Annotated in this window: 12 protein-coding genes; 8 read left to right on the top strand and 4 right to left on the bottom strand. The window is 60.6% G+C overall.

Features of this window, described 5'->3' with window-relative positions; genetic code table 11:
- Nucleotides 1-66: 66 nt before the first annotated feature.
- Complete coding sequence (locus HU724_RS20480) at nt 67-258, bottom strand: DUF6316 family protein (RefSeq protein ID WP_123443761.1); 192 nt, start codon at nt 256-258, stop codon at nt 67-69.
- A gap of 210 nt (nt 259-468) precedes the next feature.
- Between HU724_RS20480 and HU724_RS20475 the strand changes: the two genes are divergently transcribed.
- A complete protein-coding gene (locus HU724_RS20475; protein ID WP_186567789.1) occupies nt 469-1,428 on the top strand; it encodes a DMT family transporter in 960 nt (319 codons plus the stop codon).
- A gap of 108 nt (nt 1,429-1,536) precedes the next feature.
- Here HU724_RS20475 and HU724_RS20470 read toward each other — a convergent pair whose 3' ends face one another.
- Nucleotides 1,537-2,931, bottom strand: coding sequence for a class II fumarate hydratase (locus tag HU724_RS20470; RefSeq protein ID WP_186567791.1), 1,395 nt, complete (start codon nt 2,929-2,931; stop codon nt 1,537-1,539).
- A 191-nt stretch (nt 2,932-3,122) separates the two neighbouring features.
- Here HU724_RS20470 and HU724_RS20465 point away from each other — a divergent pair, with 191 nt between their 5' ends.
- From HU724_RS20465 to HU724_RS20435, 7 genes are all read left to right on the top strand, one after another.
- Nucleotides 3,123-3,644 (top strand): DUF2059 domain-containing protein, encoded by a 522-nt coding sequence (locus tag HU724_RS20465; protein ID WP_039760068.1) that lies wholly within the window; start codon nt 3,123-3,125, stop codon nt 3,642-3,644.
- A gap of 12 nt (nt 3,645-3,656) precedes the next feature.
- Nucleotides 3,657-3,956, top strand: coding sequence for a BolA family protein (locus HU724_RS20460; protein ID WP_186567793.1), 300 nt, complete (start codon nt 3,657-3,659; stop codon nt 3,954-3,956).
- Nucleotides 3,957-4,249: 293 nt separating this feature from the next.
- On the top strand, nt 4,250-5,191 hold the full coding sequence (trhO, locus tag HU724_RS20455) for an oxygen-dependent tRNA uridine(34) hydroxylase TrhO (protein WP_122603650.1): 942 nt from the start codon (nt 4,250-4,252) through the stop codon (nt 5,189-5,191).
- A gap of 35 nt (nt 5,192-5,226) precedes the next feature.
- On the top strand, nt 5,227-5,829 hold the full coding sequence (locus HU724_RS20450) for a DsbA family protein (RefSeq protein ID WP_177180902.1): 603 nt from the start codon (nt 5,227-5,229) through the stop codon (nt 5,827-5,829).
- A complete protein-coding gene (locus tag HU724_RS20445; RefSeq protein WP_186567795.1) occupies nt 5,822-7,639 on the top strand; it encodes an ABC transporter ATP-binding protein in 1,818 nt (605 codons plus the stop codon). The genes HU724_RS20450 and HU724_RS20445 overlap by 8 nt, the downstream gene beginning before the upstream one ends.
- Before the next feature lie 137 nt (nt 7,640-7,776).
- Nucleotides 7,777-10,236, top strand: coding sequence for an EAL domain-containing protein (locus HU724_RS20440; protein WP_186567797.1), 2,460 nt, complete (start codon nt 7,777-7,779; stop codon nt 10,234-10,236).
- Nucleotides 10,237-10,315: 79 nt separating this feature from the next.
- Nucleotides 10,316-11,077 carry an iron-containing redox enzyme family protein gene (locus tag HU724_RS20435; RefSeq protein ID WP_166554491.1) on the top strand — a complete coding sequence of 254 codons (762 nt, stop codon included), beginning with the start codon at nt 10,316-10,318 and terminating at the stop codon, nt 11,075-11,077.
- A 103-nt stretch (nt 11,078-11,180) separates the two neighbouring features.
- Here the strand turns inward: HU724_RS20435 and HU724_RS20430 are convergent, their stop codons facing one another.
- Entirely contained in the window at nt 11,181-12,107 is a 927-nt protein-coding gene (locus HU724_RS20430; protein WP_186567798.1) for a GGDEF domain-containing protein, read from the bottom strand.
- Nucleotides 12,108-12,469: 362 nt separating this feature from the next.
- The gene (locus tag HU724_RS20425) at nt 12,470-13,210 is read right to left on the bottom strand and encodes a YciK family oxidoreductase (RefSeq protein WP_186567800.1); all 741 of its coding nucleotides are present in this window, start codon (nt 13,208-13,210) and stop codon (nt 12,470-12,472) included.
- Nucleotides 13,211-13,267 lie beyond the last annotated feature (57 nt).

The raw sequence follows: 13,267 nt of genomic DNA, 5'->3' as shown, positions 1-13,267 counted from the left end.
CTCGCTCCCACAGGTGACGGTATTCCCCTGTGGGAGCGAGCCTGCTCGCGAAAGCAGCGCCACGGTTCAGCGGCTGGAATCCTGCCGCTGCATCCGCGCTATATAAGCCTGAATCTCCCGCTCGATCACCTGACTGTCATACGGCCCTTCAAGGGTATTTTCCCGGGTGCTGAAATACAGCTCGCCATTGACCCGACACACGCGGTCGCTGCGAAAACGGGTGGCGGGGGCGCTGTCCTCGGCGCGCATGGCGTACATGTAGGTCTCCCTGATCAATGCGTTGAAAAGTCTGCAATCAGCTTATGCCTGAGGCACTTGGCGCGCCTGCCCGGCCGATCAACGGCGGCGCGCCGGTTTACTGCTGCGACCTGCACAGTTTCATTCGCGGCCTGCCGGTAACTGTCCCTGTGTTGTGCGCAGCCGGACGCCTAGAATGAGTGCTCTTGTCAGCAGGCTTTTGGGGTTCGCATGCACATTTCATCGGGGCGCTGGGTGTACGGACTGTTCCTGGCGCTGCTGACCGCGTTTCTGTGGGGCATCCTGCCGATCAAGCTCAAACAGGTATTGCAGGTGATGGACCCGGTCACGGTGACCTGGTTTCGCCTGATGGTGTCCGGTGGCTGCCTGTTCATCTATCTGGCTTCGGTCAAGCGCCTGCCAAGTCGCAAGGTGCTCGGGCCCAAGGGTGGCTGGCTGGTGCTGATGGCGGTGCTGGGGCTGGTCGGCAATTACGTGTTGTACCTGATGGGCCTCAACCTCCTCAGCCCCGGTACCGCGCAACTGGTGGTGCAAATGGGCCCGATCATGTTGCTGATCGCCAGCCTGTTCGTATTCAAGGAGCGCTTCAGCATCGGCCAGGGCATCGGCTTGCTGGTGTTACTGATCGGCTTTGGTCTGTTCTTCAATCAGCGTCTGGCCGAGCTGCTGACCTCGCTGTCCGACTACACCGCCGGCGTGCTCTTGGTGCTGCTGGCGTCGACGGTCTGGACCTTCTATGCGCTGGGCCAGAAGCAATTGCTCACGGTGTGGAATTCGCTACAAGTGATGATGGTGATCTATCTGTTCTGCGGGCTGTTGCTGACGCCGTGGGTGCATCCGCTGGAAGCGCTCAACCTGAGCCCGTTGCAGGGCTGGCTGTTGCTGGCGTGCTGCATGAACACCTTGATCGCCTACGGCGCCTTCGCCGAAGCACTGGCGCACTGGGAGGCATCGCGGGTCAGCGCGACGCTGGCGATCACGCCGCTGGTGACGTTTGTGGCGGTGGCGATTGCGGCGCGGATCTGGCCGGACTACGTGCATGCCGAGCAGATCAATGCGCTGGGCTATGGCGGGGCGGTGCTGGTGGTGCTGGGTTCGGCGCTGGTGGCGTTGGGGCCATCGTTGATTGCAGGGCTCAGGGCGCGGCGGGCCAGGGTTGTGCCAGGCTGACGGTCGGCGGCGCCTGTATTCGCGAGCAGGCTCGCTCCCACTTTGCAATGCAATTTTCCTGTGGGAGCGAGCCAGCTCGCGAAGACGGATTTTCAGGCGCTAAATGACTCAGCCCTTGGCACCAGCCTCGATCATGTTCTCCGGCCGCACCCAGGCTTCGAACTCTTCATCCGTCAGATAACCCAGCTGCAACGCAGCCTCACGCAAAGTCAGCCCTTCGCTGTAAGCCTTCTTGGCAATCTCCGCCGACTTGTCATAACCGATGTGCGGGTTCAGCGCGGTCACCAGCATCAATCCACGTTCCAGATGCTTGGCCATGACCTCCGCATCCGGTTCGAGCCCGGCAATGCAGTGCTGCTGGAAGTTGCTGCAGCCGTCTCCCAGCAAACGGATCGATTGCAGCAGGTTATGGATGATCACCGGTTTGAACACGTTCAGCTGCAAGTGCCCCTGACTGGCGGCAAAACCGATCGCCACGTCATTGCCGAGCACCTGACAGGCGAGCATCGACAGCGCTTCGCACTGGGTCGGGTTGACCTTGCCGGGCATGATCGAGCTGCCGGGTTCGTTGGCCGGCAGCTTCACTTCAGCGAAACCTGCGCGAGGACCTGAGCCCAGCAGGCGCAGGTCGTTGGCGATCTTCATCAAGGCCACGGCGAGGGTTTTCAGCGCGCCGGACAGCGTTACCAACGGTTCATGACCGGCCAGCGCGGCGAACTTGTTCGGCGCGGTGACGAACGGCAGACCGGACAGTGCTGCGAGTTCGGCGGCAATCGCCTCACCGAAACCGTGTGGTGAATTCAAACCGGTACCAACGGCGGTGCCGCCCTGAGCCAGTTCGCAGACTGCCGGCAGCGCGGCACGAATCGCGCGCTCGGCGTAATCCAGTTGCGCGATGAAGCCGGACAGTTCCTGACCGAAGGTGATCGGCGTCGCGTCCATCATGTGCGTGCGCCCGGTCTTCACCAGTTTCATGTGCCGCGCCGCCAGTTCGGCAAGGCCGCCGGACAGCTCGGCAATCGCCGGCAGCAGTTGTTCCTGCACCGCTTTGGCGGTGGCAATGCTCATGGCGGTGGGGAAGCAGTCGTTGGAACTTTGCGAGCGATTGACGTGATCGTTCGGGTGCACCGGCGACTTGCCGCCGCGCGGGTTGCCGGCCAGTTCGTTGGCGCGACCGGCGATCACCTCGTTGACGTTCATGTTGCTCTGAGTGCCGCTGCCGGTCTGCCAGACCACCAGCGGGAACTGCTCGTCATGCTCGCCGGCGAGCACTTCATCGGCGGCCTGTTCGATCAGGCGGGCAATGTCGGCGGGCAGGTCGCCGTTGCGGTCGTTGACCCGTGCGGCGGCTTTTTTGATCAGGGCCAGGGCGTGCAGTACCGGTAGCGGCATGCGTTCCTGACCAATGGCGAAGTTGATCAGCGAGCGTTGCGTCTGAGCACCCCAGTAAGCGTCGTCCGGGACCTCGATCTGGCCCAGGCTGTCGGTTTCGATACGGCTCATCGTGCACACTCCTGTTGGTCTGTTGGCGCAATTTAGGCCGGCGTCGGCCCGGGTGGTTCCATCGGCTCGATTGTTGACCGCAAAACCCCGCCAATCAAGCGCGGCAAGGGCCGGGGGTTGAGCCACAGCGATTGTTAGGCGCAGAATGGTCGCCCTTGGGGTTCGACCTCGCTTTGCTTAAAGGAAACTCGATGACTCGTCTTCGCGCCATCTGTACCGCGGTTGCACTGGTTTGCGCCAGCGGCCAGGTGCTTGCCGATACCGCCAGCCACAACGCCAGTGCCGAAGCTTTCCTGACGCTGGCTCACGCTGACAAGCTGGGCACCCCGGTGTACATGCAAGTGCAGCAAATGTTCGCCCAGCGCTTTGAACAGACCAAAGCCCCTGAGTCGAAGAAGGCCGTGCTCGAAACCTACCAGGCCAAGGCCAACGCCGCGCTGGATCAGGCCATCGGCTGGAACAAGCTCAAGCCGGACATGGTCAAGCTCTACACCAGCAATTTCAGCGAATCCGAGCTGAAAGACCTGGTCGCTTTCTACCAGTCGCCACTGGGCAAGAAAGTCCTCGAAAAAATGCCGCAGCTGACTCAGCAATCGGCGCAGATGACCCAGGGCAAGCTGGAAAGCGCGGTGCCTGTGGTCAACAAATTGCTCGACGACATGACCAAAGAGCTGGACCCGAAAGGCGCTGCTGCGCCGGCCAAGAAGAAGTAAGCGGAGTTCGTGATGACCATGCAACAACGCATCGAATCGACGCTGGCCCTGTTACAGCCTGAGCACCTGCAAGTGCTGGACGAAAGCCACATGCACAGTCGCGGGTCACAGACCCACTACAAGGCGGTGGTGGTCAGTGCGCAGTTCGAAGGCCTGAACCGGGTCAAGCGCCACCAGAAAGTCTACGGCACGCTCGGCGAGCTGATGGGCGAGTTCCATGCGTTGGCGCTGCACACCTACACCCCGCAGGAATGGGCAGGGATCGACGGCGCCCCGGCGTCGCCCACCTGTGCAGGCGGTAGCAAGCACTGATTTTGGATGTGGCGGGATTTTGTGGTGAGGGGATTTATCCCCGTTGGGTTGCGAAGCAGCCCCGAAAGCCACAGAACCCAATCTCCCTGAAAGACCGCATTCTCAGGGTTTGGGGCCGCTTCGCAGCCTATCGGGGATAAATCCCCTCGCCACAGGTTTTGTGTTGTCACAAAGACTGAGTAAATCCAAAACACATCATGTTTTTGCTAGAATCCGCAACGCGCCGCTTAGCCGGCGCGTTTTTTTTGAATCCGGTTCACCCTTTGCGAGGGTAGCCACCTGGAGAAATACCCATGACACAACCGATTGTCGTGGCGGCACTGTACAAGTTCGTCACCCTCGAAGATTACGTTGACCTGCGCGAGCCACTGCTGCAAGCGATGGTCGACAACGGCATCAAAGGCACTCTGCTGATCGCCGAAGAAGGCATCAACGGCACGGTTTCCGGCAGCCGCGAAGGCATCGACGGTCTGCTCGCCTGGCTCAAGAACGATCCGCGCATGGTCGACATCGATCACAAGGAATCGTATTGCGACGAACAGCCGTTCTATCGCACCAAGGTCAAGCTGAAGAAAGAGATCGTCACCCTCGGCGTTGAAGGCGTCGACCCGAACAAGAAGGTCGGCACCTACGTCGAACCGCAGGACTGGAACGCGCTGATCAGCGACCCGCAAGTGCTGCTGATCGACACGCGCAACGATTACGAAGTGTCGATCGGCACTTTCGAAGGTGCCATCGATCCGAAAACCACCAGTTTTCGCGAGTTTCCAGACTACATCAAAGAACACTTCGACCCGGCCGTGCACAAGAAGGTCGCGATGTTCTGCACCGGCGGCATTCGCTGCGAGAAAGCCTCGAGCTATATGCTCGGCGAAGGTTTCGAAGAGGTTTACCACCTCAAGGGCGGCATCCTGAAGTACCTCGAAGAGGTGCCGCAGGAAGAAACCAAGTGGCGCGGCGACTGCTTCGTCTTCGACAACCGCGTCACCGTGCGTCACGACCTGACGGAAGGCGACTACGATCAATGTCATGCCTGCCGCACGCCGGTCAGCGTTGAAGATCGCGCCTCCGAGCACTACGTCGCCGGCATCAGTTGCCCGCACTGCTGGGACAAGCTCAGCGAGAAAACCCGGCGCAGCGCCATCGATCGGCAAAAGCAGATCGAACTGGCCAAGGCGCGCAACCAGCCGCACCCGATCGGCTACAACTATAAGCAAGCATCCACCGAGGCTTAACCATGTCTGCGCGCCTGCTCTATGTGATGGATCCGATGTGTTCATGGTGCTGGGGTTTTGCTCCGGTGGCCAAGGCACTGGTCGAGCAGGCGCAGGCAGCCGGGGTCGAGCTGCATCTGGTGGTGGGCGGCTTGCGCACCGGCAGCGGTTCGGCGCTGGAGCCGACCACGCGGCGCTATATTCTTGAGCACTGGCAAGCGGTCACCGAGGCCACCGGCCAGCCGTTCAAGTTCGACGGCGCGCTGCCCGACGGTTTTGTCTACGACACCGAGCCGGCCTGTCGCGCCATTGTCACCGCGCGCAGCCTGGCGCCGGATTGCGCGTGGACATTGGTCGGGCTGATCCAGCAAGCGTTTTACGCCGAAGGTCGCGATGTCACTCAGGCCAGCGTGCTGGTCGAATTGGCAGAGCAGGCCGGTGTGCCGCGTATCGAATTCGCCGCGTTGTTCGATCACGCCGATCAGCACAAGGCGACCCAGGCCGACTTCACCTGGGTGCAGGACTTGGGCATCGCCGGTTTTCCGACCCTGCTGGCCGAGCGCAACGGGCAACTGGCGCTGCTGACCAACGGCTATCAACCGCTCAGCGAGCTGTCGCCGTTGCTCGGCCGCTGGCTGGAGCGCGCGGCCTGTGTCTGAGCTGGGCGATGACACGCCAGCGGTAGAGCGTGTCGACCGGCTGAGCTGGGCTGAAGTCCGGCGTCTGGCACTGCATCACAAGAAATCTCTGTGGATCGCCAACGGCGTGGCCGTGCTGGCGACGCTGTGCAGCGTGCCGATTCCATTGCTGCTGCCATTGCTGGTTGACGAAGTGCTGCTCGGCCACGGCGATGCCGCGCTGAAAGTCATGAACCATTTCCTGCCGAGCATGTGGCAGCAGGCGGCGGGTTATATCGGCCTGATGCTGGTGGTGACCCTGACCTTGCGTTGCAGCGCCCTGTGTTTTGGCGTGTTGCAGTCGCGGCTGTTCGCGCGCCTGGCCAAGGACATCGTCTACCGCATTCGCGTACGCCTGATCGAGCGGCTCAAGCGCATTTCCCTCGGCGAATACGAAAGCCTCGGCAGCGGCACGGTGACCACGCATTTGGTCACCGATCTGGACACCCTCGACAAATTCGTCGGCGAAACCCTCAGCCGCTTCCTCGTCGCGATGCTGACCCTGGTCGGCACCGCCAGCATTCTGATGTGGATGCACTGGAAGCTGGCGCTGCTGATTCTGCTGTTCAACCCGTTGGTGATCTACGCCACGGTGCAGCTGGGCAAACGCGTCAAACACCTGAAAAAACTCGAGAACGACAGCACCTCGCGCTTCACCCAGGCACTGAGCGAAACCCTCGATGCGATTCAGGAAGTGCGCGCCGGCAATCGTCAGGGCTATTTCCTCGGGCGCCTCGGTTTGCGCGCGCAGGAGGTGCGCAACTACGCAGTCAACTCGCAGTGGAAAACCGACGCCTCGAACCGCGCCAGTGGTTTGCTGTTCCAGTTCGGCATCGACATCTTCCGCGCGGCGGCGATGCTCACCGTGCTGTTTTCCGACCTGTCGATCGGGCAGATGCTCGCGGTGTTCAGTTACCTGTGGTTCATGATCGGCCCGGTCGAACAGCTGCTCAATCTGCAATACGCCTATTACGCGGCGGGCGGTGCGCTGACGCGGGTCAATGAATTGCTGGCGCGCGCCGACGAGCCGCAGTATCCCGGCGGCGTCGATCCGTTCAAGGGGCGCGACACCGTCGGCATCGAGGTGCAAGGCCTGAGCTTCGGTTATGGCGACGAGTTGGTGCTGGACCAGATGAACCTGTCGATCCTGCCCGGTGAAAAAGTCGCGATTGTCGGCGCCAGCGGCGGCGGCAAAAGCACCTTGGTGCAATTGCTGTTGGGCCTGTACACGCCAGCGGCCGGGACCATTCGCTTCGGCGGATCGACCCAGCAGGAGATCGGTCTGGAGACGGTGCGCGAGAACGTCGCGGTGGTGCTGCAGCATCCGGCGCTGTTCAACGACAGCGTGCGCGCCAACCTGACCATGGGCCGCATGCGCAGCGACGAAGCCTGCTGGCAGGCGCTGGAAATCGCGCAAATGGCCGCGACCATCCGTGCGCTGCCCGCTGGCCTCGACAGCATCGTCGGTCGCTCCGGCGTGCGCCTGTCCGGCGGCCAGCGCCAGCGTCTGGCGATTGCGCGGATGATTCTCGCCGAGCCGAAAGTGGTGATTCTCGACGAAGCCACCTCGGCCCTCGACGCCGCCACCGAGTACAACCTGCACCAGGCGATGGCGAAGTTTCTCCATGGCCGTACCACGCTGATCATTGCCCATCGCCTGTCGGCGGTGAAACAGGCGGACCGCGTGCTGGTGTTCGATGGCGGGCAGATCGCCGAAGACGGCGACCATCGCCAGCTGATCGCCGACGGCGGTCTGTACGCCAAGCTCTACGGCAACTTGCAACAGCACTGATCGAAACCCTCGCCGACCTGTCAGAGGTTCTGCGCGCGGTGTAACGCCGCGCCTTGCCTTGAACGAGAACCCCACCTAGTCTCGTCATAGCGAATTCGCCCGGAAGGCGAGCGGGCAGTGCTCATGCAAGGACTCTCATGAAGCAAAAGCAGACTCTGGGAACACCACGGTTGTTGGGTATCGTCTGGCCCTTTATTGCTGTCGTGGTGTTCCAGGCATTACTGGGGGGCGTGAGCCTTTACGTGCTTTCGGCCGTGCGTGGCTACGTGGCTGGCGAAAGCCTGTGGTCCAAGGGCCAGAAAGACGCCATCTATTACCTCAACCTCTACGCCGACAGCCGTGACGAGGCGATCTATAACAAGTACCTGACGGCGATCGCCGTGCCCCAGGGCGGCCACCAATTGCGCCTGGCACTGGATCGTCAGCCGCCGGATCTGCAAGCGGCGCGCGAAGGCATTCTCAAAGGTGGCAATCACCCCGAAGATGTCTCCAGCCTGATCTGGCTATACCTCAATTTCCGCCACTACAGTTATCTGGAAACCGCCATCGATCGCTGGACGATCGGCGATGCCTATCTCGACCGACTGCACGAAGTCGCGCAGGAGATGCACCAAGGCATTGCGCAGAACCAGGCCAGTCCCGGCGATGTGCAGCGCTGGAAAGCACAGATTTTCGCGATCAACGATGCAGTGACTCCAGCCGCCAGAGCCTTCAGCGATGCCTTGGGCGAAGGCTCGCGGGTGATCATGCGCCTGCTGCTGTTCACCAACCTGGCTACCGCGCTGGGTCTGATCGCGCTGGCGCTCTGGCGCACGCACAAACTGCTCAGGCAGCGCCATGAGTTTGCCCAGGCGCTGCAACTGGAAAAGGATCGCGCGCATATCACGCTGCAGTCGATTGGTGATGGCGTGATCACCACAGACGTCAACGGCGCGATCGATTACATGAACCCCGCCGCCGAGGCCATGACGCACTGGAAGGCCGAGCAGGCGGCAGGGCTGCCGTTGTCGGCGCTGTTCAACCTGCTTGACGATAACGCCCAGACCGAAGGGCTGACGTTGATCGAGCGCATTCTCAGCGGCCAGCTCAGCGGCGGTAGCGAACATTCCAAGCTGATCCAACGTCTGGACGGCAGCACCCTGTCGGTGACCCTGGTCGGCGCGCCGATCCGCAATGCCGGGAATGTCAGCGGCACGGTGCTGGTGCTGCACGACATGACCCAGGAGCGGCAATACATCGCCAGTCTGTCCTGGCAGGCGACCCACGATGCGCTGACCGGGCTGGCCAACCGCCGCGAATTCGAATATCGCCTCGAACAGGCCTTGCACAAACTGACGCGCCAGCCCGGGCGGCACGCGCTGATGTTCCTCGATCTGGACCAGTTCAAACTGGTCAACGACACCTGCGGGCACGCGGCGGGCGATGAGTTGCTGCGGCACATCTGCACGCTGCTGCAATCAGACTTGCGCGAGGGCGATACCCTGGCGCGACTGGGCGGCGATGAATTCGGGATTTTGCTCGAGAACTGCCCGCCGGACATCGCCGAGAAGATTGCCGAAAGCCTGCGCCAGACCGTGCAGAACCTGCATTTTGTCTGGAAAGGGCGGCCGTTCCTCACCACCGTCAGTATCGGCCTGGTGCATATCGCGCAGAATCCCACCAGCCTTGAGGCCTCGTTGCGTGCGGCGGACATGGCTTGCTACATGGCCAAGGAAAAAGGCCGCAACCGCGTGCAGGTCTACCATGCCGATGATTCCGAACTGTCCATGCGCTTCGGTGAAATGGCCTGGGTGCAGCGCCTGCACATGGCGCTGGAAGAAAACCGCTTCTGCCTTTATGCCCAGCAAATCGCACCGCTCAAGCCACAACCCGGCCAGGCCGGGCACATCGAAATACTCCTGCGTTTGCATGATGAATCCGGGCGGATGATTTTGCCTGACAGTTTTATTCCGGCAGCGGAGCGATATGGTTTGATGACTCAGTTAGATCGCTGGGTAGTTGAAAATGTTTTCAAGGTTATTGCCCAGTGTATTGAACAGGAACATGAACTTCCTTTGGCAATGTGTGCGATTAATCTGTCAGGCATTACTATAGGAGATGACGCGTTTTTGCACTTCCTGCGGGAACAGTTTGTTAACTACGCTATACCGCCTGAAATGATTTGTTTTGAAATTACTGAAACCAGTGCAATCGCTAATCTTGGCAGTGCAATTCGTTTTATCAATGAACTCAAAGGCTTAGGCTGTCACTTTTCTCTGGATGACTTTTGTGCCGGAATGTCTTCATTCGCTTACTTGAAACATTTGCCTGTAGACTTCCTGAAGATCGACGGGAGTTTCGTTAAGGATATGCTGGACGACCCGATTAATCGGGCAATGGTCGAAGTGATCAATCACATCGGTCATGTTATGGGTAAGCAGACAATTGCCGAGTTTGTTGAAACTAACCAGATCGAACAGGCATTGCTTGAAATAGGTGTGGATTACGCTCAGGGGTATGTCATCGAGCGTCCGCAATTATTTACCTGTGACAGTTTGCAAAGTCGCCCTGCCAGACCGCAGCCGTTGTTGTTCAAAGCGCCTGGCACGTTCCGTTGAAGTCTCTCGCCGATCCTTGCCATCACAACTCAAAAGGAGCCGAACAGTGATCGACACATTCAACCGAACCGGACCCCTCATGGAAGCTGCAAGTTATCCTGCCTGGGCGCAACAGCTCATCAAGGACTGCAGCGAGAGCAAGCGCCGGGTTGTCGAACATGAACTTTATCAGCGCATGCGCGACAACAGACTCAGCGCGAAAACCATGCGCCAGTACCTCATCGGCGGCTGGCCGGTGGTCGAGCAGTTTGCCTTGTACATGGCGCAGAACCTGACCAAGACTCGCTTTGCCCGCCATCCCGGCGAAGACATGGCGCGGCGCTGGCTGATGCGCAACATCCGCGTCGAACTCAACCATGCCGACTACTGGATGCACTGGAGCCGCGCCCATGGCGTCAGTCTCGAAGACCTCCAGGCCCAGCAAGTGCCGCCGGAGCTGCACGCTTTGAGTCACTGGTGCTGGCACACCAGCTCGGCGGATTCGCTGATCGTGGCGATTGCCGCGACCAACTATGCGATCGAGGGGGCGACCGGGGAGTGGTCAGCGGTGGTCTGCTCGACCGGGGTCTACGCCGCAGCGTTCCCGGAAGAGGACCGCAAGCGCGCGATGAAGTGGTTGAAGATGCATGCCCAGTACGACGATGCCCATCCGTGGGAAGCGCTGGAAATCATCTGCACCCTGGCCGGCATGAACCCGAGCAAGGCGTTGCAGGCCGAGCTACGGCAGGCGATCTGCAAGAGTTATGACTACATGTACCTCTTTCTGGAGCGGTGCATGCAGCTGGAGACTTCGGAGCGCTTGCTGGTCAACCGCGAGCGCCGGACCGTAACCGAAAGCTGATCGAACTGTGGGAGCGAGCCTGCTCGCGAAAGCGCTGGGTCATGCAACGAATCGTTGTCTGACACTCCCTCTTCGCGAGCCGGCTCGCTCCCACAATTGTTTTTCAGCCAGCCATCGCCAGCCGGTTCCGCCCCTCGCGCTTTGCGACATAGAGCGCGCTGTCGGCCCGGCGCAGCAAGCTGTCCGCCGACTCGCCCGGCAGTAACGTCGAGCATCCCAGGCTCAAGGTGATCTCGATCAACTGGCCATCGGCAAAGTATTCCTCCGACTGCGTCGCCTGGCGCAAACGCTCGCCGACCATCGCCGCCGCCTCGCGACCGGTGTTGGACAGCAGGATCAGAAACTCTTCGCCGCCATAACGGAACACCATGTCGACGTTGCGCAGTTGCGCCTTGATCGACGCGGCAATGGCTCTGAGCACCTCATCACCGGCGCCATGCCCGTGGTCATCGTTGACCCGTTTGAAGTGGTCGATGTCGAGCATCAGCACCGACAGCGGTTGCGCATGGCGGCGCGACATGTCGATCTCGCGCTGCAAGGTCTGCTCCATCGCCACCCGGTTGCCGGCACCGGTCAACGGGTCGCGCAAGGCACTTTGCGTTGCGGCGCGATAGAGCAGGGCGTTGCGCATCGGGTACAGCAGGCACGACAGCAGCGACTCGAGGTCGCCCTGTTCCTTGTCGTTGAAACGCTGGTTGCGGCGGAAGACCAGCTCGCCCATGTGCTCGCCTTCGTGGCTCAGGGTGTAGCTGACCGAATGGTGACCGCGCGCGCCGAACTCCAGGCGCAAGTCGCTGGCCTGATGCACATAGCTCAGGGCGTCCAGCGGCACCAGGCGTTGGATTTCGCGAAAGAACAGGCCAAGGATGCGCTGTGGCTCCAAGCTGGTTTGCAGTTGCAGGCTCATTTGCTGACGCAGTTGCGCCAGGCTGGTCGGGCGCTCGATCAGCGCCGGTAGTTGACCGAAGCCCAGGCGCTGCAATTTGGCACTGTCAAAGTCAATTGCATGGGTCTGGGAAGGAGATTTCATATGGCGTGAGCCCCTAAGCAGTAAGTCTGTCTTACAGGCTGGGTGAGAGCGGCTATGGGCTGCGCGTCGTACTGATCCATCAGTCCCGTAGGACGTTTGGCGTAAGTTTAGTCTGCCGCAAGACGATCAGTCAGCTATCGAAATCGGCGTTTGCCCCATGGCCATCACACGGCATGTTTTGAGGGAATTTAGAGCGAAACCCGTGCCATTCGGTTCGATTTAATTTAAAGCTTTTCGAATCAAAGACTTGCTGACAGATGCCGGGCGGCCGCGCTGGGTTATTGGCGGCTTTGTGACGGTTATCAGCGGCAATGGCTTGCCGCGACAGCATTCTGCCGCGGCAACAAATGCGACGTATGGCGTTATTGGGCGTTGAAAGCCTGGCCATTGACGCCCGCGCTGTCGGGGCCCATCAGGTACAGATACACCGGCATGATCTCTTCCGGTGTCGGGTTGTTCAGCGGATTTTCCCCCGGATAAGCCTGCGCGCGCATGCTGGTGCGCGTACCGCCCGGGTTGATGCTGTTGGAGCGTACCGGCGCAACGCCTTCCACTTCATCGGCCAGGGTTTGCATCAGGCCCTCGGTGGCAAATTTCGACACACCATAAGCACCCCAGTACGCGCGACCCTTGCGCCCGACGCTGCTCGAGGTGAACACCACCGAGGCGTCCTGTGAGAGCTTGAGCAGCGGCAGCAGGGTGCTGGTCAGCATGAACATCGCGTTGACGTTGACCTGCATGACGCGCATGAAGTTGTCGCCGGACAGTTGTTCGATCGGCGTACGCGGGCCGATGATCGAAGCGTTGTGAAGCAGGCCGTCGAGATGGCCGAACTCGGTTTCGATCATTGCGGCCAGCTCATCATATTGATGGGGCAGGGCGGTCTCGAGGTTGAACGGGATCACCGCCGGTTGCGGATGACCGGCAGCCTCGATTTCGTCATAGACTTCGGTCAGATTGGCCTCGGTCTTGCCCAGCAGTAACACGGTGGCACCGTGGGCGGCATAGGTTTTCGCCGCAGCCGCGCCGATGCCACGCCCGGCACCGGTGACCAGAATGACCCGATCCTTGAGCAATTCAGGGCGAGCGGTGTAATCAAACATAAAAACCTCACAATCCATTTCATGAAGACCTGCTTCACCCCTGTGGCGAGGGGATTT

It is taken from the genome of Pseudomonas iranensis (assembly GCF_014268585.2).
GTDB classification, from domain to species: domain Bacteria; phylum Pseudomonadota; class Gammaproteobacteria; order Pseudomonadales; family Pseudomonadaceae; genus Aquipseudomonas; species Aquipseudomonas iranensis.
Note: the sequence above shows the minus strand (reverse complement) of the source record. Positions and strands in the feature narration are given on the sequence as shown.